Here is a 20,443-nt window from a genome sequence, read left to right as displayed (position 1 = left end):
TTGTTCGAGCCGAGCGCATATTTTTTCCAAAAATAGCGCTCGGTTTCGTACATTAAAGACTTAGGAATAAATCATGGCTCGCAAGACCCCCCTAGAGCGTTACCGCAATATCGGTATTTCGGCTCACATTGATGCAGGTAAGACCACGACGACAGAGCGCGTGCTGTTTTACACCGGCGTAAATCACAAGATTGGTGAAGTGCATGATGGCGCGGCCACCATGGACTGGATGGAGCAAGAGCAAGAGCGTGGCATCACGATTACTTCTGCTGCGACTACCTGCTTCTGGAAGGGTATGGCGAGTAATTTCCAGCCACACCATATCAATATCATTGATACTCCGGGCCACGTTGACTTCACGATTGAAGTTGAGCGTTCGATGCGCGTGCTGGACGGCGCCTGCATGGTTTACTGTGCGGTCGGCGGTGTGCAGCCGCAATCGGAAACCGTTTGGCGTCAAGCTAACAAGTACAAAGTCCCACGTTTGGCATTCGTCAACAAGATGGACCGTACTGGCGCGAACTTCTTCAAGGTCTTCGACCAAATGCGCGCGCGCTTGAAGGCTAACCCGGTTCCTATGCAAGTGCCTATCGGCGCCGAAGACAAGTTCGAAGGCGTGATCGATCTGGTCAAGATGAAGGCGATCTATTGGCACGATGATACCCAAGGGATGACCTTCGATTACCGTGATATTCCTGCTAATTTGGCTGACGAAGCTGCCAAGTGGCGTGAAAACATGGTTGAAGCCGCGGCCGAAGCATCAGAAGAATTGATGAACAAGTATCTGGAAGAAGGCGATTTGACTGAAGCCGAGATCAAGGCTGCGATTCGTCAACGTACGCTGTCCAGCGAAATCGTTCCAATGATGTGCGGCACCGCGTTTAAAAACAAGGGCGTGCAAGCGATGTTGGACGGCGTGATCGAATACCTGCCATCGCCAATGGATATTCCTCCGGTGCCAGGCCTGGATGAAGATGATCAGCCGATCGTCCGTAAAGCGGAAGATACCGAGAAATTCTCGGCATTGGCATTCAAGATCGCAACCGATCCATTCGTCGGTCAATTGTGTTTCGTGCGCTGCTACTCCGGTACCTTGAACTCGGGCGATACAGTTCTTAATTCCGTTAAGAACAAGAAAGAGCGTATCGGCCGTATCGTGCAGATGCATGCTAACCAGCGCGAAGAAATCAAAGAAGTTCTGGCCGGCGACATCGCAGCGGTAGTGGGTCTGAAAGACACGACAACTGGCGATACATTGTGTGATCCAGCTGCATTCGTTGTGCTGGAGCGCATGGTGTTCCCAGAGCCGGTGATTTCGCAGGCAGTTGAGCCTAAGACCAAGGCTGACCAGGAAAAAATGGGCTTGGCGTTGAATCGCCTGGCTGCGGAAGATCCGTCGTTCCGCGTCCGTACCGATGAAGAATCGGGTCAGACCATCATCGCCGGTATGGGTGAATTGCACCTGGATATTATCGTCGACCGCATGAAGCGTGAATTCAACGTTGAAGCGACCGTTGGTAAGCCACAAGTTGCGTATCGCGAAACCATTCGCAAGACTTGCGAAGAAATCGAAGGCAAGTTCGTTAAGCAATCCGGTGGTCGTGGTCAATACGGTCACGTGGTATTGAAGATCGAGCCGCAAGAGCCGGGCAAGGGTTTCGAGTTCGTTGACGCGATCAAGGGTGGTACCGTTCCGCGCGAATACATCCCTGCGGTAGAAAAGGGCGTGCGTGAAACACTGAACACCGGCGTGTTGGCCGGTTATCCAGTGGTTGACGTCAAGGTCACGCTGTTCTTCGGTTCTTACCATGATGTCGACTCGAACGAAAATGCGTTCCGCATGGCCGCTTCGATGGCATTCAAAGACGGTTGCCGTAAAGCCAGCCCGGTTATTCTGGAGCCAATGATGGCGGTTGAAGTCGAGACCCCGGAAGACTACGCTGGTACCGTGATGGGTGATTTGTCCTCACGTCGCGGCATGGTGCAAGGCATGGATGAGATCGCCGGCGGTGGCGGCAAGATCATCAAGGCTGAAGTGCCTCTGTCGGAAATGTTCGGTTACTCGACTTCGTTGCGTTCGGCTACTCAAGGCCGTGCAACGTACTCGATGGAATTCAAGCACTACTCCGAAGCGCCGAAGAATGTTATCGATGCAATCGTAACGTCCAAGGCTAAGTAAGCTAACAAATTGCGGGACGGAGTTTAAGAGCCATCCAATGTGGCGAATTACTCTGTCCTCAACTGATTAACACATCGTTCTTTTTGAAGGAAAAGTAAAATGGCAAAAGGTAAATTCGAGCGGACCAAGCCGCACGTGAATGTGGGCACGATTGGCCACGTTGACCATGGCAAGACCACGCTGACCGCGGCAATCGCGACAGTATTGTCGAAGAAGTTTGGCGGCGAAGCCAAAGCCTACGATCAAATTGACGCAGCGCCAGAAGAAAAAGCGCGCGGCATCACGATCAACACCGCGCACGTTGAGTACGAAACTGCCAATCGCCACTACGCCCACGTTGACTGCCCAGGCCATGCTGACTATGTGAAAAACATGATCACCGGCGCGGCGCAAATGGACGGCGCGATCCTGGTCTGTTCCGCAGCTGACGGCCCAATGCCACAAACACGCGAACACATCCTGTTGTCGCGTCAAGTTGGCGTGCCATACATCATCGTGTTCCTGAACAAAGCCGACATGGTCGACGACGAAGAGCTGCTCGAGCTGGTCGAAATGGAAGTGCGCGAACTGCTGAGCAAGTACGATTTCCCAGGCGACGACCTGCCTATCATCAAGGGTTCGGCCAAGCTGGCACTGGAAGGCGACACTGGCCCACTGGGCGAGCAAGCGATCATGGCATTGGCAGAAGCACTGGATTCCTACATCCCGACACCGGAACGTGCTGTTGACGGCGCTTTCCTGCTGCCAGTGGAAGACGTGTTCTCGATCTCCGGCCGCGGTACTGTGGTGACCGGTCGTGTTGAGCGCGGCATCGTCAAGGTTGGTGAAGCACTGGAAATCGTCGGTATTAACCCGACCCAAGCCACTACCTGCACCGGCGTTGAAATGTTCCGCAAGCTGCTGGACCAAGGTCAAGCCGGCGACAACGTTGGCGTGCTGCTGCGCGGTACCAAGCGTGAAGATGTGGTGCGCGGCCAAGTGTTGGTCAAGCCAGGTTCGATCAAGCCGCATGCGAATTTCACCGGCGAGATCTATGTTCTGTCGAAAGACGAAGGTGGCCGTCACACGCCATTCTTCAACAACTATCGTCCACAGTTCTACTTCCGTACCACGGACGTGACCGGCTCAATCGCGCTGCCAGAAGGTAAAGAAATGGTGATGCCAGGCGATAACGTGTCGATCACCGTGAGTTTGATCAACCCGATCGCGATGGAAGAAGGTCTGCGTTTCGCGATTCGCGAAGGTGGCCGTACCGTTGGTGCAGGCGTTGTTGCCAAAATCCTGCCTGACGCGTAATCAGGAAATTTGATTCACACGTAGTTTGTTAAATATAGCCGTGGATGAGGAGTCGTCCACGGTTCGTTCTTTAAGGGAAAACCATGTCAGCTCCTAACCAAAAAATCCGCATTCGCCTGAAGGCATTCGACTATCGTCTGATCGACCAGTCCGCTCAGGAAATCGTTGATACCGCCAAGCGCACTGGCGCAGTTGTCAAGGGTCCAGTGCCTCTGCCAACACGTATCCAACGTTTTGACGTATTGCGTTCGCCGCACGTCAACAAGACTTCGCGCGATCAGTTCGAAATTCGCACGCATCAACGTTTGATGGACATCGTTGACCCAACTGACAAAACAGTTGACGCATTGATGAAGCTGGATCTGCCTGCTGGCGTTGATGTAGAAATCAAACTGCAATAAGTGTTGTAAATAAGGTGAGCCGGGAAATTGCATTTACATACCATGACAAACTTGGTGTTGCAAATAAAAATTTACCCGGTTATACTGATCGGCTTCGGTGCGATTACAGCTTTTTGTGATCGCGCGTATTTTAGTTGTACAAACAGTCAGCCCCGCCCAATCGTAGGTGGGAATGGAGAAAAACAATGAGCTTAGGCCTTGTTGGTCGCAAGGTTGGTATGATGCGCATCTTCACGGATGACGGGGATTCGATTCCTGTAACCGTGCTGGACGTGTCGAACAACCGCGTGACCCAAATCAAAACGCCTGAAACAGACGGTTATACCGCTGTTCAAGTTGCATTCGGTCAGCGTCGCGCTTCACGCGTGAATAAAGCTGCAGCTGGTCACTACGCCAAAGCCGGCGTTGAGGCTGGTACCATCCTCAGAGAATTCCGTATTGATTCGAGCAAAGCTTCCGAGCTGAAGACTGGCGACGTCGTCGCTGCCAGCCTGTTCGAAGTCGGCCAAAAGGTTGACGTTCAAGGCGTCTCGATCGGTAAAGGTTACGCTGGTACCATCAAGCGTCACAACTTTGCATCCGGTCGTGCCAGCCACGGTAACTCCCGTTCGCATAATGTTCCAGGTTCCATCGGTATGGCGCAGGATCCAGGTCGTGTTTTCCCTGGTAAGCGCATGACCGGTCACATGGGTGACGTTACCGTAACCACGCAAAACCTCGAAATCGCACGCGTTGACGCAGAGCGTCAGCTGTTGCTGGTTAAGGGCGCGGTTCCAGGTGCAAAGAACGGCCAAGTCGTGGTCAGCCCTGCGATCAAAATCAAAGCAAAGAAGGGAGCCTAATTCATGGAACTCAAGCTCCTGAATGACCAAGGTCAAGCTGCTTCGAACGTTGCGGCACCGGATACTATTTTCGGTCGCGACTACAACGAAGCGCTGATTCACCAGGTCGTAGTTGCTTATCAGGCTAACGCTCGTAGCGGTAACCGTAAGCAAAAAGACCGTGAAGAAGTTCATCACACGACTAAAAAGCCATGGCGCCAAAAAGGTACTGGCCGCGCTCGTGCCGGTATGTCGTCTTCGCCACTGTGGCGCGGCGGTGGTCGGATTTTTCCGAACTCGCCTGATGAAAATTTCTCGCACAAAGTCAACAAGAAGATGTATCGCGCAGGTGTCTGCTCGATTCTGTCTCAGTTGGCACGCGAAGGTCGCTTGTCGGTCGTCGAGAACTTCTCGGTCGAAGCGCCAAAGACCAAGTTGCTGTCGCAAAAGCTGAAGAGCATGGGCTTGGATTCAGTGTTGGTGATTACCGACAATCTGGAAGACAACCTGCTGTTGGCGTCGCGCAATCTGCCGGGCGTACTGGTAGTTGAGCCGCGTCACGCTGATCCGGTTTCCTTGGTGTTCTACAAGAAGATCCTGATCACCAAGCTGGCTTTGGCTAAGATTGAGGAGATGCTGGCATGAACGCACTAGTTAAACATAGCGAAGAGCGCTTGATGAAAGTGCTGTTGGCGCCGGTAATTTCCGAAAAGGCAACGATGGTTGCGGAAAAGAACGAACAAGTTGTTTTCCGTATCGCGCCAGACGCAACCAAGCTGGAAGTTAAGGCTGCTGTTGAGTTGCTGTTCAAAGTTCAGGTGGAGTCGGTGCAAGTTGCCAATCGCCAGGGTAAGCAAAAGCGTTCCGGCAAGACCATGGGTCGCCGTAACCACACCCGTCGCGCATTCGTATGCTTGAAGCCGGGTCAAGAGATCAACTTCACCGAGGAGGCTAAATAATGGCACTCGTTAAAGTTAAACCGACCTCGCCAGGTCGCCGCGGAATGGTCAAGGTCGTTAATCCCGACCTGTACAAAGGCCGTCCGTTCGCTGCCCTGGTTGAGAAGAAGTCGAAAACAGCTGGTCGTAACAACAACGGTCACATCACCACCCGTCATATCGGTGGTGGTCATAAGCAGCACTACCGTGTTATCGACTTCAAGCGCACCAAAGATGGTATCCCTGCGAAAGTGGAGCGTATCGAATACGATCCAAACCGCACCGCGAATATCGCTCTGTTGTGCTACGCCGATGGTGAGCGTCAGTACATCATTGCAACCAAGGGCATGGCCGTTGGCGATCAAGTGATGAGTGGTTCGGAAGCGCCGATCAAGTCAGGTAACTGCCTGCCGATCCGTAATATTCCAGTCGGTACGATTCTGCATTGCGTCGAAATGCTGCCAGGTAAAGGTGCTCAGATGGCACGTACAGCTGGCGCTGGCGTGGTGTTGATGGCGCGTGAAGGTACTTACGCCCAGATCCGTCTGCGTTCCGGTGAAGTACGTCGCGTTCACATCGAATGCCGTGCAACCGTTGGTGAAGTCGGCAATGCCGAGCACAGCCTGCGCAAGATCGGTAAAGCGGGTGCGATGCGTTGGCGCGGTGTTCGTCCTACCGTTCGCGGTGTGGTCATGAACCCGGTTGACCATCCTCACGGTGGTGGTGAAGGTAAGACTGCAGCTGGTCGTCATCCAGTTTCGCCATGGGGTCAACAGACTAAGGGGAAGAAGACTCGCCGTAACAAGCGTACTACTTCAATGATCGTCTCGCGCCGTGGCAAGAAATAAGGGGTAACACATGACACGTTCATTGAAAAAAGGGCCGTTCTGCGACGCCCACCTGGTGAAAAAAGTCGAAGCTGCGCAAGCAATCAAAGACAAAAAACCAATCAAGACTTGGTCCCGTCGCTCGACCATCATGCCGGACTTTATCGGTTTGACGATTGCTGTGCATAACGGCAAACAACACGTCCCGGTATATGTGTCCGAAAATATGGTCGGTCACAAGCTCGGCGAATTCGCGCTGACCCGTACGTTCAAGGGTCATGCAGCTGATAAGAAGGCTAAGAAATAAGGTCCGATGATGGAAACTAAAGCTACCCTCCGCGGTGTGCGTCTTTCGGCCCAAAAGGGCCGTCTGGTCGCCGATCTGATTCGCGGCAAAAAAATTGATCATGCGCTTAATATCCTGACCTTTAGCCCGAAAAAAGGTGCGGCAATCATCAAGCGTGTTCTGGAATCCGCAATTGCGAATGCCGAACACAATGACGGTGCTGATATCGACGAGCTGAAAGTTACGACGATTTACGTCGAAAAAGGTTCGGTCCTGAAGCGCTTCACGGCGCGTGCAAAAGGCCGTGGCGATCGTATCTCGAAGCAATCCTGTCACATTTACGTGACTGTCGGAAACTAAGGAGTCACGATGGGACAGAAGATTCATCCAACCGGTTTTCGCCTTGCGGTTACACGCAACTGGGGATCCCGCTGGTATGCAGGCAATAGCAATTTTGCCCAAATGCTTAGCGAAGATCTGAAGGTTCGTGCTTTCCTCAAGAAAAAACTGAAGAACGCCTCGGTCGGTCGCGTTGTTATCGAGCGTCCTGCAAAGAACGCACGCATCACGATTTACAGCTCGCGTCCTGGTGTTGTCATTGGCAAAAAAGGCGAAGACATCGAAGTACTGAAGTCGGCGTTGACCAAGCTGATGGGTGTGCCGGTTCACGTCAATATCGAAGAAATTCGTAAGCCTGAAATCGACGCACAACTGATCGCTGATTCGATTGCGCAGCAGCTCGAAAAACGTATTATGTTCCGCCGTGCGATGAAACGCGCGATGCAGAACGCGATGCGTCTGGGCGCGCAAGGTATCAAGATCATGTCGTCCGGTCGTCTGAATGGAATCGAAATCGCACGTACCGAATGGTATCGCGAAGGTCGTGTACCACTTCACACACTGCGCGCTGACATCGACTATGGTTTCGGCGAAGCTGAAACGACATACGGCATTATCGGCATCAAAGTCTGGGTTTACAAAGGTGATCGTTTGGCTAACGGCGAAGCGCCGGTAATCGACGTGCCTAGTGACGACGACAAGAAGCGCCGTGGTCCGCGTCGTGATGATGGCAAGCCAGCCGGTCGTCCGCGTCCTAAAACTACAACGGCAGGTCCTGGAGCGCCAACAGCGCGCCCGGCACGTGCCAAGAAGCCGGATGGCGCTGCTGAAGGTGTTGCTGCACCGGCTGAGAAAGCGGGAGAATAATCATGCTGCAACCAGCACGCAGAAAATATCGTAAAGAGCAAAAAGGCCGCAACAAAGGCATTTCGCATTCGCGCGGTACCGCCGTGTCGTTCGGCGAATTTGGCTTGAAAGCGGTTGGCCGTGGTCGTATCACGGCACGCCAGATCGAGGCAGCTCGTCGCGCAATGACCCGTCATATCAAACGGGGTGGTCGTATCTGGATTCGTATTTTCCCGGATAAGCCAATTTCGCAAAAACCTGCCGAAGTCCGTATGGGTAACGGTAAGGGTAATCCTGAGTACTACGTGGCTGAAATCCAGCCAGGTAAAGTGCTGTACGAGATGGATGGCGTCGACGAAGCTCTGGCGCGTGAGGCATTCCGTTTGGCTGCAGCTAAATTGCCGCTATTGACTACGTTCGTCGTGCGTCAAGTCGGCCAATAATTGGAGTGAATTATGAAAGCATCTGAACTCCGCGACAAAGATCAAGCGGCATTGGCGAAAGAGCTGACCGAGCTGTTGAAGGCGCAATTTAGTTTGCGCATGCAAATCGCTACCCAGCAATTGAGCAATACGTCGCAATTGAAGAAAGTTCGTCGCGATATCGCACGCGTAAAGACCGTCATCAATTCGAAGGGCGCCCTGTAATGAACGATCAAGTGAAACAAGCGCTGAAGCGCACGCTGGTTGGTAAGGTCGTGTCCGACAAAATGGATAAGACGGTTACCGTCCTGATCGAACGCCACGTCAAGCATCCTCTGTACGGGAAAATCATAGTGCGTACTAACAAGTACCATGCACATGACGAAACCAACCAGGCCAAGGAAGGCGACGTTGTCGAGATCCAAGAAGGTCGTCCAATCTCCAAGACTAAAGCTTGGAGCGTGACGCGCGTGGTACAAGTAGCACAGGTACTATAAGTATTTGTTGCGGGCCAAGCATTTTGATGTAATAATGCTTGGCTTCGCTCTTCTTGATTCCAGGTAAGAGCGAAAAGAACACTCTGCAGTTGAAGTTAAGAGCTAGCAAGAAGTTTTGGAAGTCGTCCACCTAAGCAGTGCGCTCATCAAGGGTTGCTCTGACAGGACCAAGACTGACCGTAAATCCGCATCGTGCGGCAGCGAGTTAAGTTGGGAAAGAAAATATTATGATTCAAACGGAAAGCCGGCTCGAAGTAGCCGACAACACTGGTGCGCGCGAAGTCATGTGCATCAAAGTTCTGGGTGGTTCCAAGCGTCGCTATGCCAGCATTGGTGATGTGATCAAGGTTACCGTCAAAGTCGCTGCCCCGCGTGGCCGCGTAAAGAAAGGCGAGATCTATAACGCCGTTGTGGTGCGAACCGCAAAGGGTGTTCGTCGCCAAGACGGTTCGTTGGTCAAGTTCGATGGCAATGCAGCAGTATTGCTGAATGCGAAGCTTGAGCCAATTGGTACGCGTATTTTTGGACCAGTCACTCGTGAACTGCGCACTGAGCGCTTCATGAAGATTGTGTCGCTCGCGCCTGAAGTGCTGTAAGGAGTCGAGATGGATAAGATTCGGAAAAGCGACGAGGTAATCGTCCTGACTGGTAAAGACAAGGGCAAGCGCGGTGTTGTTAAACAGCGCGTGGACGCTAGCTATGTTGTCGTAGAGGGTGTGAATGTCGCTAAAAAAGCGACCAAGCCAAACCCGATGACTGGCGTAACTGGTGGCATCGTCGATAAGCTGATGCCAATTCATGTGTCAAATGTTGCGTTGTTCAACGCAGCAACTGGCAAGGCAGATCGTGTGGGCTTTAAAGACGTGGACGGCAAGAAGGTTCGCGTTTTCAAGTCCAGCGGCGAAGTTGTTAAGGTTTAAGAGATCATGGCCCGTCTCCAAGAATTCTATAAAGAAAAGGTCGTTGCCGACTTGACCGCGAAATACGCGTACAAGTCAGTGATGGAAGTCCCGCGTATTCTGAAGATCACCCTGAACATGGGGTTGTCCGAAGCAATCGCCGACAAGAAAATTATTGAGCACGCTGTTGGCGACTTGACCAAGATTGCAGGTCAAAAGCCAGTCGTGACCAAGGCGCGTAAAGCGATTGCGGGTTTTAAAATCCGTGAAGGCTACCCGATTGGTTGCATGGTCACATTGCGTGGCGCTCATATGTACGAATTTCTGGATCGCCTGATCACTGTTGCGTTACCACGCGTACGTGACTTCCGTGGTGTGTCCGGTCGTGCATTCGACGGTCGTGGCAACTACAACATCGGTGTGAAAGAGCAGATCATTTTCCCCGAAATTGAGTACGACAAGATCGACGTGTTGCGTGGTATGAATATCAGCATCACAACGACTGCAAAGACCGACGACGAAGCAAAATCGCTTCTCGCCGCATTTAAATTTCCGTTCAGAAACTGAGGTTGCCATGGCAAAACTGGCACTGATTAACCGTGAACAAAAGCGCGCTGACCTGGTAAAGAAGTATGCCGGCAAGCGGGCCGAGTTGAAGGCAATCATTGATGACCAATCGAAGTCGGAAGAAGAGCGCTACGAAGCTCGCTTGAAATTGCAAGCGCTGCCACGTAACTCGGCTCCGACCCGTCAACGTAATCGTTGCTCCCTGACTGGTCGTCCACGTGGCACTTTCCGCAAGTTCGGTTTGGGCCGTATTAAACTCCGTGAAATCGCCATGCGTGGCGAGATTCCGGGTATGACAAAAGCAAGCTGGTAATAGGAGAATATGCAATGAGTATGAGCGATCCTATCGCCGATATGCTGACCCGTATCCGCAATGCGCAAGTAGTTCACAAGACAGCAGTGGCAATGCCATCGTCGAAGGTCAAAGTTGCGATTGCCAATGTCCTCAAGGACGAGGGTTACATTGAAGATTTCGCTGTTACCGAAGAAGGTGGCAAAGCGGAACTCAAAATCGGTTTGAAGTATTACGCCGGCCGTCCTGTCATTGAACGTCTTGATCGCGTGTCCCGTCCAGGGCTGCGTATCTATAAAGGCAAAGATGACATTCCTAACGTGATGAACGGCTTGGGTGTGGCAATTATTTCGACACCAGCTGGTGTCATGACGGACCGCAAAGCGCGCGCAACCGGTGTCGGTGGCGAAGTTATTTGCTACGTCGCCTAAGGAGTGCAATATGTCTCGTGTAGGTAAAATGCCGATTGCACTGCCAACTGGCGCGGAAGCGACCATTACAGCAGCGCAGATCACAGTTAAGGGCCCGCTGGGCTCACTTTCCCAGGCTTTGAATGGCCTGGTAAAAATCGAAAACAACAACGGTACGCTGAATTTCGCTGCCGCTGACGACAGCCGCGAAGCCAATGCGATGTCCGGCACCTTGCGTGCTCTGGTCAACAACATGGTGAATGGTGTTACCAAAGGCTTTGAAAAGAAGCTGAACTTGGTCGGCGTTGGTTTTCGTGCGCAAGCACAAGGTGACAAGTTGAATCTGTCGCTCGGTTTCTCGCATCCGGTTGTTCACCAAATGCCGCAAGGCGTGAAGGTTGAGACACCGACGCAAACCGAAATCCTGATCAAGGGTATCGACAAGCAACGTGTTGGTCAGGTTGCTGCCGAAGTTCGTGCTTACCGCGAACCTGAGCCATATAAGGGCAAGGGCGTTCGTTACTCGGACGAAGTGGTAATCCTTAAAGAAACCAAGAAGAAGTAATAGGGGTTGACGATGGATAAGAAACAATCACGTCTGCGCCGTTCACGCCAAACGCGTGCCAAGATCGCAGAGTTAAAGGTGAACCGCCTGGCAGTGCATCGTACCAACTTGCACATTTACGCCAGCATCATCGGCCCTGACGCTAAAGTGCTGGCTTCGGCCTCCACACTGGAAGCTGAAGTACGTGCAGAACTGGCCGGCAAGTCCGGCGCAGGCGGCAATACGGCAGCTGCATCTCTGGTTGGCAAGCGCGTTGCCGAGAAGGCACTGAAAGCAGGAGTTACCGAAGTCGCGTTTGATCGCTCCGGTTTCCGTTACCACGGCCGCGTCAAGGTGCTGGCAGATGCCGCCCGTGAAGCCGGTCTGAAGTTCTAAGGAAGAATCGTCATGGCAAAAATGCAATCAAAAATGCAAAGCGATAAGCCGGATGATGGCATGCGCGAAAAAATGATCGCGGTCAACCGTGTGACCAAAGTGGTCAAGGGTGGTCGTATCATGGGTTTCGCTGCATTGGCTGTTGTTGGTGATGGCGATGGCCGTATTGGCATGGGCAAGGGCAAATCGAAAGAAGTGCCAGTCGCTGTGCAGAAGGCAATGGAAGAAGCACGTCGTAAGATGATCAAGGTAACGTTGAAGAACGGTACCCTGCAACACACCGTTACCGGTAAGCATGGCGCTTCGTCAGTTCTGATGACGCCAGCTAAAGACGGTACTGGTGTTATCGCCGGCGGTCCAATGCGCGCAATTTTTGAAGTGATGGGTGTTACTAACGTTGTGGCCAAGTCCAACGGTTCCACCAATCCATACAACATGGTTCGCGCCACTTTGAACGGTTTGGCAAAAATGAACACTCCTTCGGAGATCGCTGCTAAACGCGGCAAGTCCGTTGAAGAAATTCTGGGCTAAGGTGATCAAAATGACAAAGACTGTAAAAGTACAATTGGTCAAGGGTTTGATCGGCACGCGCGAAACTCATCGCGCAACTGTTCGCGGTCTCGGTTTGCGTCGCGTAAATTCGGTCTCCGAATTGCAAGACACTCCAGCTGTGCGCGGCATGATCAATAAAGTGTCATATCTTGTGAAAGTGGTTTCGTAAGCTAACGCTTGCGAACGGAGCAAATTATGGAATTGAATACTATTCAACCTGCTGATGGCGCCAAGCATTACAAGCGTCGCGTTGGTCGTGGTATCGGCTCTGGCCTGGGCAAAACGTCCGGCCGTGGTCACAAGGGTCAAAAGTCGCGTTCAGGCGGTTTCCACAAGGTCGGTTTTGAAGGCGGTCAAATGCCTTTGCAACGTCGTTTGCCTAAGCGTGGTTTCAAGTCGATGGCAACTCCGTACAAAGCGGAAGTTCGCTTGTCTGACCTGGAAAACCTGCCAGTGACAGAAGTCGATATTCTGGTTTTGAAGCAAGCTGGCGTGATCGGCGAGCTGGCACGTGTGGTACGCGTTATTCTGTCGGGCGAAGTCACTAAAAAAGTAACGCTCAAGGGATTGATCGCTACCAAAGGTGCAAAAGCTGCGATTGAAGCGGCCGGCGGATCCGTTGCTTAATTTGGCATCCTAACTCGGAGCAATAATTGGCGACTTCCCCCCAACTTGCAAAGAGTGCTGCGAGCGGCTTCCCATGGGGCCGTCTGTGGTTCCTGCTTGCGGCACTGGTTGTTTATCGTATTGGTGCGCACATTCCTGTTCCAGGGATTGACCCATCACAGTTAGCTCAATTGTTTAGGCAGCACCAGAGCGGTATTCTGGGAATGTTTAACATGTTTTCGGGCGGTGCGCTGTCGAGGTTCACAGTATTCGCATTGGGTATCATGCCGTATATTTCGGCGTCGATTGTTATGCAATTGATGTCGATCGTTTCGCCTCAGCTGGAAGCATTGAAAAAAGAGGGTGAGTCGGGGCGTCGCAAGATTACGCAATATACGCGTTACGGTACGTTGCTGTTAGCGACCTTTCAGGCCTTAGGTATTGCTGTAGCTTTAGAGTCGCAACCTGGATTGGTGCTGGATGCAGGTCTTGCCTTCCGTTTCACTACTGTGGTTACGCTGGTGACAGGGACCATGTTTTTGATGTGGTTAGGTGAGCAAATTACCGAACGTGGTCTTGGTAACGGGATCTCTATCATCATCTTTGCAGGTATCGCAGCTGGCTTGCCAAGTGCTGTCGGCGGTTTGTTTGGCCAAGTTAGTACTGGTTCGATGAGTGCGTTGTCGGCAATCTTGATTTGTTTGATTGCAGCAGGCGTAACTTTCCTGGTCGTGTTTATTGAACGTGGTCAGCGCAAAATATTGGTGAACTATGCCAAGCGCCAGGTCGGTAACAAGATTTATGGCGGTCAAAGCAGCCATTTGCCTTTGAAGTTGAATATGGCTGGTGTGATTCCTCCTATTTTTGCTTCCTCGATCATCTTGTTTCCTGCGACAATCACGGGTTGGTTTACTTCTGGTAATTCTACGAATCCAGTAGTCAATTTCTTGAAAGACCTGTCGGCATCGATGGCTCCTGGTGAACCGATTCATGCTCTGTTGTATGCAGTTGCCATCATGTTTTTCTGCTTCTTTTATACCGCGTTGGTATTCAATAGCAAAGAGACTGCAGATAACCTGAAGAAGAGCGGTGCTTTTGTGCCGGGGATTCGTCCAGGTGAACAGACTGCACGTTATATCGACAAGATCTTGATGCGTTTGACGCTAGTTGGCGCGGTTTATATTACGGTTGTCTGTTTGGTGCCGGAATTCTTGATCGCTCGCTGGAAAGTACCGTTTTATTTTGGTGGTACATCGCTGTTGATTATCGTTGTAGTTACCATGGACTTCATGGCACAAGTGCAGAATTATGTGATGTCGCAGCAATATGATTCGCTGCTACGTAAAGCAAACTTCAAGGGCGGCATTTCGACGCGCTAAGTTGAAATGAGCGACCAGAGGAACCAGTAGACCGAATGGCAAAAGACGACGTTATCCAGATGCAAGGCGAGATTCTAGAGAATCTCCCCAATGCAACATTTAGAGTCAAGTTGGAAAACGGACATATCGTCCTCGGTCATATTTCTGGCAAGATGCGCATGAACTATATTCGCATCCTGCCAGGAGATAAGGTGACGGTAGAATTGACGCCTTATGATTTAAGCCGGGCACGGATTGTGTTCCGTACCAAGTAACAGCAATTAGAACCTAGAACGAAAGAGGGCAAAAATGAAAGTGCTCGCATCAGTCAAGCGGATCTGCCGCAACTGTAAGATCATTAAGCGCAAAGGCGTTGTCCGCGTCATTTGTACGGAACCGCGCCATAAACAGCGCCAAGGTTAATTAACGTTATTGATCGAGGAATAACGAATGGCACGTATTGCAGGGGTCAATATCCCCAACCATCAGCACACTGTTATCGGCCTCACAGCCATCTACGGTGTTGGCCGCCCACGCGCACAGGAAATCTGCGAAAGCACGGGTATTTTGACTACGAAGAAGATCAAAGATCTCGACGATAGCGAACTGGAAAAGCTGCGCGACGAAATTGCAAAATTCGTCGTTGAAGGTGATCTGCGTCGTGAACTGTCGATGAACATCAAGCGTTTGATGGATCTCGGTTGCTATCGTGGTATGCGTCATCGCAAAGGCTTGCCTTGCCGTGGTCAACGCACTCGTACCAATGCTCGTACCCGCAAGGGCCCGCGCAAAGCCGCTCAATCGCTGAAGAAGTAATTTAGGCGCTTATTAATTAGTTGGGGACAGAGTAATTCGTCGCGCTGCGGCGACTTTTAAACTCTGTCTCGCAAATAATTAAATTTAGGTAGTCGGATCAAGGAAATTATTATGGCAAAGTCCCCAAATAGCGCCGCAGCAGCACGTGTGCGTAAAAAAGTTAAAAAGAACGTTGCAGAAGGCATCGCACACATTCACGCGTCCTTTAACAACACCATCATCACGATTACCGATCGTCAAGGTAACGCGTTGTCATGGGCGACATCTGGTGGTGCTGGCTTTAAAGGCTCCCGCAAGTCGACTCCATTTGCAGCGCAGGTTGCAGCTGAAGCGGCCGGTAAAGTGGCTGTGGAATGTGGCGTAAAGAATCTGGAAGTTCGCATCAAGGGCCCAGGCCCAGGTCGTGAATCTGCAGTTCGCGCATTGAACAATCTGGGTATAAAAATCACCGAGATTCAAGACGTGACTCCAGTTCCGCACAACGGCTGTCGCCCACCTAAGCGTCGTCGTATCTAAGTCGATTCTGATATTCGCTGTTTTTCTTGAACAGCAGAATACAAGTTACCCGCCAATGACCTTGGCGGGTTTTGTTCTTAAGCCCACCGTCTGATTGCAAGTGAGTCAGACTAGCGCAGGGTCAGCCGACGACATCAAGTTACGGCTGCCGGCGTCATATTTTTAAAGGAAGCATTGTGGCACGTTATATCGGACCTAAAGCAAAACTCTCCCGCCGCGAAGGCACGGACCTGTTCCTGAAGAGCGCTCGTCGCTCGCTGGATTCCAAGTGCAAACTGGACTCCAAGCCAGGCCAGCATGGTCGTACTTCTGGTGCCCGTACCTCTGACTACGGTAACCAACTGCGCGAAAAGCAAAAAGTAAAACGCATGTACGGCATTCTGGAACGTCAGTTCCGCCGCTATTTCGCTGAAGCGGACCGTCGCAAGGGCAACACCGGTGAAACACTGTTGAAGTTGCTGGAAGCGCGTCTGGACAACGTCGTTTACCGTATGGGTTTTGGTTCGACCCGTGCTGAAGGCCGTCAATTGGTCTCGCACAAGGCGTTCACCGTTAACGGTAACGTGGTCAACATCGCTTCGTACCAAGTGAAACCAGGCGACGTCATTGCTGTTCGCGAAAAAGCCAAGAAGCAAGTGCGTATCGTTGAAGCGTTGTCGCTGGCAGAACAAGGTGGCGTGCCATCGTGGGTTTCGGTTGATGCGAAGAAAATGGAAGGTACTTTCAAGTCCCTGCCGGATCGTAACGAAATCGCTAACGACGTCAACGAATCGCTGATCGTCGAACTGTACTCGCGTTAATTTTAGTTTTTCCTGCCCATCCATTCGTGGATGGGCTTTTTTCATAATGCCATCAGCCTTATCGGTGTAACGAACCGAGGGTATTGAAGAGGACATTTCATGCAAAACAGCTTGTTGAAGCCACGTATTATCGAAGTAGAAGCCCTGGGTGCCGGCCACGCTAAAGTCGTGATGGAGCCGTTTGAACGTGGTTACGGCCACACTCTGGGTAACGCATTGCGCCGCGTATTGTTGTCCTCCATGGTGGGTTACGCGCCAACCGAAGTGACCATCGCTGGCGTGGTTCACGAATATTCGTCGCTGGACGGCGTGCAAGAAGACGTAGTCGATATCCTGTTGAATCTGAAGGGTGTCGTATTCAAGCTGCACAATCGCGACGAAGTCACACTGACATTGAAAAAAGATGGCGAAGGCGCTGTACTGGCTTCCGACATCGATCTGCCACATGACGTCGAACTGGTTAATCCGGATCACGTGATCGCGCACCTGACCGCCGGCGGCGCGTTGGATATGCAGATCAAGGTTGAAAAAGGTCGCGGTTACGTTCCAGGTAACGTCCGCCGTCTGACTGAAGATGCGAACAAGACCATCGGCCGTATCATTCTGGACGCGTCGTTCTCGCCGGTTCGTCGTGTTTCCTACGCGGTTGAATCAGCACGTGTGGAACAGCGTACCGACCTGGACAAGCTGGTCATCAACATTGAAACCAATGGCGTGATCACACCGGAAGAAGCGATTCGTCAATCGGCACGCGTGCTGGTCGATCAACTGAATGTATTCGCTGCACTGGAAGGCACTGAAGCAGCTGCTGAAGCGCCATCCCGCGCACCGCAAGTCGATCCGATCCTGTTGCGTCCAGTGGATGATCTGGAATTGACCGTGCGTTCGGCCAACTGCCTGAAAGCAGAAAACATTTACTACATTGGTGACCTGATCCAACGTAGCGAAAATGAACTGTTGAAGACTCCGAACCTGGGCCGTAAGTCCTTGAATGAAATCAAGGAAGTTCTGGCATCCCGTGGTCTGACCCTGGGCATGAAGCTGGAAAACTGGCCGCCTGCCGGTCTGGAAAAGTAATATTTGTTGTTCCGTCAGGGGTGGGATAAAATCTCGCCCCTGATGTCGTTTTATAGCTTCACCATTTGCTTCATTCACATAAACCGGCCCGCGACCAGGCAGCATTGCTGAAATCGATCGAAGAGCTGGATTTAAACTCAAAAACTGAAAGGAATTACCATGCGTCACCGTCACGGTCTTCGTAAATTAAATCGTACTTCTTCCCACCGTCTGGCAATGCTGCGCAACATGACTGTTTCGCTGCTGCGTCACGAAGCGATCAAGACCACTCTGCCAAAAGCAAAAGAACTGCGCCGCGTCATCGAGCCGATCCTGACATTGGGCAAGACCGATACACTGGCTAACAAGCGTCTGGCATTCAGCCGTCTGCGCGACCGTGAAATGGTCTTGAAGCTATTCGCTGAACTGGGCCCACGCTACGCAAATCGCAATGGCGGTTACCTGCGTATTCTGAAGATGGGTTTCCGTGTTGGCGACAATGCGCCGATGGCATACGTCGAGCTGCTCGACCGTCCGGAAGTCAGCGATGCTGCAGAAGTAGTGACTGCAGAGTAATGCAAAGCGTCAGCTTACGAGCTGCGTTAAAATGAAAAGCCAGGCCTAGCCTGGCTTTTTTATTTTCAACGACGATTTTGTGTTTCTTCGCTCACTGTAAAAATCTGTCAACCCAACATGCCGCCAATTCCAGTGCCCCATATCGAATCGAATATTCTTACGGTCACGAATTTACGTAAATCCTTCAACAGCGCCGGCGCAAGTTCGGTTGTCATTGACGATTTGTCGTTTGCGTTGCGACGTGGCGAATGCTACGGCCTGCTCGGTCCCAATGGCGCAGGCAAGACCACAACCTTGCGCTTATGTCTTGGACTGATCACTGCCGACAGCGGCGAAATTACCTTGGCTGGACATGCGATTCCTTCTCAGGCGCGTTCGGCGCGGCTGCGGGTCGGGGTGGTGCCGCAGGCGGATAACCTGGATCCTGATTTCACTGTGTCGGAAAACCTGCAAGTGTTTGGGCGTTACTTCGGCATAGGCGACGCCGAGATCCGGGCCAGGATCCCGATGCTGTTGGAGTTTTCCAATCTGACAGCCAAAAAAGATGCCCGAATCAGCGAACTGTCCGGAGGCATGCGGCGTCGCCTGACGCTCGCGCGGGCGCTGATCAACGATCCCGATCTGCTGTTCATGGATGAGCCGACCACCGGTCTTGATCCGCAGGCGCGGCATATGATTTGGGAACGGCTGAAGATGCTGCTGAGTCAAGGCAAGACCATTTTCCTGACGACCCATTTTATGGACGAGGCCGAACGCCTTTGTGATCGCCTGGCCGTGGTGGACCATGGCCGCAAGATCGCCGAGGGCACGCCGCGCAACCTGATCGCCGAGCATATCGAGGCGGAAGTTGTAGAGGTCTACGGCGAGAATGCCAAGGCCTGGGTCGAGGCCGCCGGCAAGCATAACTCCGTACGGATTGAGATCAGCGGCGAAACCGCATTTTGCTACACCGACGATGCCCAGCTCTTGCTGCAAGAACTGCAAGTGACCAATGGCGTGCGCTATATTCATCGTCCTGCCAGCCTGGAAGACTTATTCCTAAAACTGACCGGTAGAGAGATGCGGGACTAGGGCCTGTTGACATATAAATTGGGAGATGCGTTCAAACCAAAACGTGTGCCGGCAAGGGTGAAGCAGGGAATTCGCGCAGTATGCTGCGCGCCTGCGTAACGATCTGCGCTTACCAGCACAGATGCGCCCTGCAAGGGTGTGGCGCGGCAAGGGGTGGTTCCCCCTTGCAAGGCGCACAACGCAGTCCGGCGCGCGTTTTGGTTTGAACCCGGAGGGAATGGGCCTAAAACGCTGCATGGCGTTGTTGCAGGTCACTTGTTTGGCTCGCCAAACTGCGCAACCTGCGCCTAGCCCTGCAGCGTTTTAGACCCATTCGCACTCCCAATTTATATGTCAACAGGCCCTATGAATATATATGCATTACCCGAATTTTCGGGCCGCTTCAGGCCGATCTGGCAGCGTAACTTCCTGGTCTGGAAGAAACTGGCGCTGGCTAGCGTGCTCGGCAATATCGCCGACCCGCTGATTACGCTGATTGCTTTCGGCTACGGTCTGGGCAGTTTGCTGCATCAAATCAACGGCATTCCGTATATCCATTACCTTGCGTCCGGGTCGATCTGCATGTCGATCATGATGGCGTCCTCATTTGAGGCGCTGTACTCGGCGTTTTCCCGGATGCATGTCCAGAAGACCTGGGATGCATTGTTGAATGCGCCGCTGGCGTTGGACGACATTGTGCTGGCAGAGATGTTGTGGGCGGCTACCAAAGCGCTGATTTCTGGCGTCGCGATCCTCGGTGTGATGTTCGCACTCGGCATCGGCTTGCATCTGCATACGGTACTGGTGCTGCCGCTACTGTTTTTGATCGGTATGACGTTCGCCTCGCTGGGGCTGGTGTTTAACGCGCTGGCTAAGGGCTATGACTTTTTCACTTACTATTTCACTTTGATGCTGACGCCGATGATTTTCCTGTCCGGCGTTTACTACCCAACCGCGCAATTGCCCGGCTGGTTGCAAATCGTGTCGCATTTGTTGCCGTTGAGTGCTGCCGTCAACTTGGTGCGGCCATTGTTGCTCGGTAGCTGGCCTGTCGCGCCGATAGCCGATCTGACGATTCTGCTAGCCTATTGCGGACTCGGTTTTTACGTCGCGGTGGTGTTGACCCGCCGCCGTTTATTGTAAGGAATCGGTG

At 52.2% G+C, this 20,443-nt stretch carries 33 protein-coding genes; all 33 read left to right on the top strand.

Annotated elements, in window-relative coordinates:
* The first annotated feature begins 73 nt into the window (after positions 1 to 73).
* The 33 genes from fusA (at position 74) to ACFPM8_RS03455 (ending at position 20,433) form a co-directional block, all read left to right on the top strand.
* Positions 74 to 2,179 carry an elongation factor G gene (gene fusA / locus ACFPM8_RS03615; RefSeq protein ID WP_378995057.1) on the top strand — a complete coding sequence of 702 codons (2,106 nt, stop codon included), beginning with the start codon at positions 74 to 76 and terminating at the stop codon, positions 2,177 to 2,179.
* Positions 2,180 to 2,278: 99 nt separating this feature from the next.
* Positions 2,279 to 3,475 carry an elongation factor Tu gene (gene tuf / locus ACFPM8_RS03610; RefSeq protein WP_378995055.1) on the top strand — a complete coding sequence of 399 codons (1,197 nt, stop codon included), beginning with the start codon at positions 2,279 to 2,281 and terminating at the stop codon, positions 3,473 to 3,475.
* An 83-nt stretch (positions 3,476 to 3,558) separates the two neighbouring features.
* On the top strand, positions 3,559 to 3,876 hold the full coding sequence (gene rpsJ, locus ACFPM8_RS03605; protein ID WP_108441493.1) for a 30S ribosomal protein S10: 318 nt from the start codon (positions 3,559 to 3,561) through the stop codon (positions 3,874 to 3,876).
* A 185-nt stretch (positions 3,877 to 4,061) separates the two neighbouring features.
* Complete coding sequence (gene rplC / locus ACFPM8_RS03600) at positions 4,062 to 4,718, top strand: 50S ribosomal protein L3 (RefSeq protein WP_378995052.1); 657 nt, start codon at positions 4,062 to 4,064, stop codon at positions 4,716 to 4,718.
* Positions 4,719 to 4,721: 3 nt separating this feature from the next.
* Complete coding sequence (rplD, locus tag ACFPM8_RS03595) at positions 4,722 to 5,342, top strand: 50S ribosomal protein L4 (RefSeq protein ID WP_378995050.1); 621 nt, start codon at positions 4,722 to 4,724, stop codon at positions 5,340 to 5,342.
* Complete coding sequence (rplW, locus tag ACFPM8_RS03590; RefSeq protein WP_092394418.1) at positions 5,339 to 5,656, top strand: 50S ribosomal protein L23; 318 nt, start codon at positions 5,339 to 5,341, stop codon at positions 5,654 to 5,656. Before rplD ends, rplW begins: the two co-directional genes overlap by 4 nt.
* Positions 5,656 to 6,483, top strand: a complete 828-nt coding sequence (gene rplB / locus ACFPM8_RS03585; protein ID WP_378995048.1) for a 50S ribosomal protein L2 — start codon at positions 5,656 to 5,658, stop codon at positions 6,481 to 6,483. Before rplW ends, rplB begins: the two co-directional genes overlap by 1 nt.
* Positions 6,484 to 6,493: 10 nt before the next feature.
* Complete coding sequence (gene rpsS / locus ACFPM8_RS03580) at positions 6,494 to 6,769, top strand: 30S ribosomal protein S19 (RefSeq protein WP_105530985.1); 276 nt, start codon at positions 6,494 to 6,496, stop codon at positions 6,767 to 6,769.
* Between the two features lie 6 nt (positions 6,770 to 6,775).
* A complete protein-coding gene (rplV, locus tag ACFPM8_RS03575; protein WP_172656933.1) occupies positions 6,776 to 7,108 on the top strand; it encodes a 50S ribosomal protein L22 in 333 nt (110 codons plus the stop codon).
* 9 nt (positions 7,109 to 7,117) lie between these two features.
* Positions 7,118 to 7,954 (top strand): 30S ribosomal protein S3, encoded by an 837-nt coding sequence (gene rpsC, locus ACFPM8_RS03570; protein ID WP_378995045.1) that lies wholly within the window; start codon positions 7,118 to 7,120, stop codon positions 7,952 to 7,954.
* 2 nt (positions 7,955 to 7,956) lie between these two features.
* Positions 7,957 to 8,376 carry a 50S ribosomal protein L16 gene (gene rplP / locus ACFPM8_RS03565; protein ID WP_378995043.1) on the top strand — a complete coding sequence of 140 codons (420 nt, stop codon included), beginning with the start codon at positions 7,957 to 7,959 and terminating at the stop codon, positions 8,374 to 8,376.
* A 12-nt stretch (positions 8,377 to 8,388) separates the two neighbouring features.
* Entirely contained in the window at positions 8,389 to 8,580 is a 192-nt protein-coding gene (rpmC, locus tag ACFPM8_RS03560; RefSeq protein WP_378995041.1) for a 50S ribosomal protein L29, read from the top strand.
* Positions 8,580 to 8,852 (top strand): 30S ribosomal protein S17, encoded by a 273-nt coding sequence (gene rpsQ / locus ACFPM8_RS03555; protein WP_014004402.1) that lies wholly within the window; start codon positions 8,580 to 8,582, stop codon positions 8,850 to 8,852. Before rpmC ends, rpsQ begins: the two co-directional genes overlap by 1 nt.
* A 227-nt stretch (positions 8,853 to 9,079) precedes the next feature.
* The gene (gene rplN / locus ACFPM8_RS03550; RefSeq protein ID WP_014004403.1) at positions 9,080 to 9,448 is read left to right on the top strand and encodes a 50S ribosomal protein L14; all 369 of its coding nucleotides are present in this window, start codon (positions 9,080 to 9,082) and stop codon (positions 9,446 to 9,448) included.
* Positions 9,449 to 9,457: 9 nt separating this feature from the next.
* Entirely contained in the window at positions 9,458 to 9,772 is a 315-nt protein-coding gene (rplX, locus tag ACFPM8_RS03545; protein ID WP_378995039.1) for a 50S ribosomal protein L24, read from the top strand.
* 6 nt (positions 9,773 to 9,778) lie between these two features.
* A complete protein-coding gene (gene rplE / locus ACFPM8_RS03540; RefSeq protein WP_211460602.1) occupies positions 9,779 to 10,318 on the top strand; it encodes a 50S ribosomal protein L5 in 540 nt (179 codons plus the stop codon).
* A 7-nt stretch (positions 10,319 to 10,325) separates the two neighbouring features.
* Positions 10,326 to 10,631: a 30S ribosomal protein S14 gene (gene rpsN / locus ACFPM8_RS03535; protein ID WP_014004406.1), complete on the top strand. Its 306-nt coding sequence runs from the start codon at positions 10,326 to 10,328 to the stop codon at positions 10,629 to 10,631.
* A gap of 14 nt (positions 10,632 to 10,645) precedes the next feature.
* The gene (gene rpsH / locus ACFPM8_RS03530) at positions 10,646 to 11,041 is read left to right on the top strand and encodes a 30S ribosomal protein S8 (RefSeq protein ID WP_378995036.1); all 396 of its coding nucleotides are present in this window, start codon (positions 10,646 to 10,648) and stop codon (positions 11,039 to 11,041) included.
* 10 nt (positions 11,042 to 11,051) lie between these two features.
* Positions 11,052 to 11,585 carry a 50S ribosomal protein L6 gene (rplF, locus tag ACFPM8_RS03525; RefSeq protein WP_378995034.1) on the top strand — a complete coding sequence of 178 codons (534 nt, stop codon included), beginning with the start codon at positions 11,052 to 11,054 and terminating at the stop codon, positions 11,583 to 11,585.
* A 12-nt stretch (positions 11,586 to 11,597) separates the two neighbouring features.
* Entirely contained in the window at positions 11,598 to 11,960 is a 363-nt protein-coding gene (gene rplR, locus ACFPM8_RS03520) for a 50S ribosomal protein L18 (protein ID WP_041741098.1), read from the top strand.
* 12 nt (positions 11,961 to 11,972) lie between these two features.
* Positions 11,973 to 12,491, top strand: a complete 519-nt coding sequence (rpsE, locus tag ACFPM8_RS03515) for a 30S ribosomal protein S5 (RefSeq protein WP_378995032.1) — start codon at positions 11,973 to 11,975, stop codon at positions 12,489 to 12,491.
* A 10-nt stretch (positions 12,492 to 12,501) separates the two neighbouring features.
* Positions 12,502 to 12,681: a 50S ribosomal protein L30 gene (gene rpmD, locus ACFPM8_RS03510; RefSeq protein ID WP_061535113.1), complete on the top strand. Its 180-nt coding sequence runs from the start codon at positions 12,502 to 12,504 to the stop codon at positions 12,679 to 12,681.
* A gap of 26 nt (positions 12,682 to 12,707) precedes the next feature.
* On the top strand, positions 12,708 to 13,139 hold the full coding sequence (gene rplO / locus ACFPM8_RS03505) for a 50S ribosomal protein L15 (protein ID WP_061532022.1): 432 nt from the start codon (positions 12,708 to 12,710) through the stop codon (positions 13,137 to 13,139).
* 26 nt (positions 13,140 to 13,165) lie between these two features.
* Positions 13,166 to 14,497 carry a preprotein translocase subunit SecY gene (gene secY / locus ACFPM8_RS03500; RefSeq protein WP_378995029.1) on the top strand — a complete coding sequence of 444 codons (1,332 nt, stop codon included), beginning with the start codon at positions 13,166 to 13,168 and terminating at the stop codon, positions 14,495 to 14,497.
* 35 nt (positions 14,498 to 14,532) lie between these two features.
* Positions 14,533 to 14,751: a translation initiation factor IF-1 gene (gene infA / locus ACFPM8_RS03495; protein WP_014004414.1), complete on the top strand. Its 219-nt coding sequence runs from the start codon at positions 14,533 to 14,535 to the stop codon at positions 14,749 to 14,751.
* A gap of 34 nt (positions 14,752 to 14,785) precedes the next feature.
* Positions 14,786 to 14,899 (top strand): 50S ribosomal protein L36, encoded by a 114-nt coding sequence (gene rpmJ / locus ACFPM8_RS03490; protein ID WP_014004415.1) that lies wholly within the window; start codon positions 14,786 to 14,788, stop codon positions 14,897 to 14,899.
* Positions 14,900 to 14,926: 27 nt separating this feature from the next.
* Positions 14,927 to 15,292 carry a 30S ribosomal protein S13 gene (gene rpsM / locus ACFPM8_RS03485; protein WP_378995026.1) on the top strand — a complete coding sequence of 122 codons (366 nt, stop codon included), beginning with the start codon at positions 14,927 to 14,929 and terminating at the stop codon, positions 15,290 to 15,292.
* Between the two features lie 111 nt (positions 15,293 to 15,403).
* Entirely contained in the window at positions 15,404 to 15,808 is a 405-nt protein-coding gene (rpsK, locus tag ACFPM8_RS03480) for a 30S ribosomal protein S11 (protein WP_378995024.1), read from the top strand.
* A 176-nt stretch (positions 15,809 to 15,984) separates the two neighbouring features.
* Positions 15,985 to 16,608: a 30S ribosomal protein S4 gene (gene rpsD / locus ACFPM8_RS03475; RefSeq protein ID WP_378995022.1), complete on the top strand. Its 624-nt coding sequence runs from the start codon at positions 15,985 to 15,987 to the stop codon at positions 16,606 to 16,608.
* Between the two features lie 99 nt (positions 16,609 to 16,707).
* Entirely contained in the window at positions 16,708 to 17,685 is a 978-nt protein-coding gene (locus tag ACFPM8_RS03470) for a DNA-directed RNA polymerase subunit alpha (RefSeq protein WP_014004419.1), read from the top strand.
* A 159-nt stretch (positions 17,686 to 17,844) separates the two neighbouring features.
* A complete protein-coding gene (gene rplQ, locus ACFPM8_RS03465; RefSeq protein WP_378995019.1) occupies positions 17,845 to 18,240 on the top strand; it encodes a 50S ribosomal protein L17 in 396 nt (131 codons plus the stop codon).
* A gap of 117 nt (positions 18,241 to 18,357) precedes the next feature.
* The gene (locus tag ACFPM8_RS03460; RefSeq protein ID WP_378995017.1) at positions 18,358 to 19,311 is read left to right on the top strand and encodes an ATP-binding cassette domain-containing protein; all 954 of its coding nucleotides are present in this window, start codon (positions 18,358 to 18,360) and stop codon (positions 19,309 to 19,311) included.
* Positions 19,312 to 19,656: 345 nt separating this feature from the next.
* Positions 19,657 to 20,433: an ABC transporter permease gene (locus ACFPM8_RS03455; RefSeq protein WP_378995015.1), complete on the top strand. Its 777-nt coding sequence runs from the start codon at positions 19,657 to 19,659 to the stop codon at positions 20,431 to 20,433.
* Positions 20,434 to 20,443: the final 10 nt, after the last annotated feature.

The sequence above is a fragment of the Paraherbaspirillum soli genome, from assembly GCF_042654985.1.
In the GTDB taxonomy this organism is placed as follows: Bacteria; Pseudomonadota; Gammaproteobacteria; order Burkholderiales; family Burkholderiaceae_D; genus Paraherbaspirillum; species Paraherbaspirillum soli.
The sequence above is the reverse complement of the archived record's forward strand: the minus strand, read 5'-3'. Positions and strand labels throughout refer to the sequence as shown.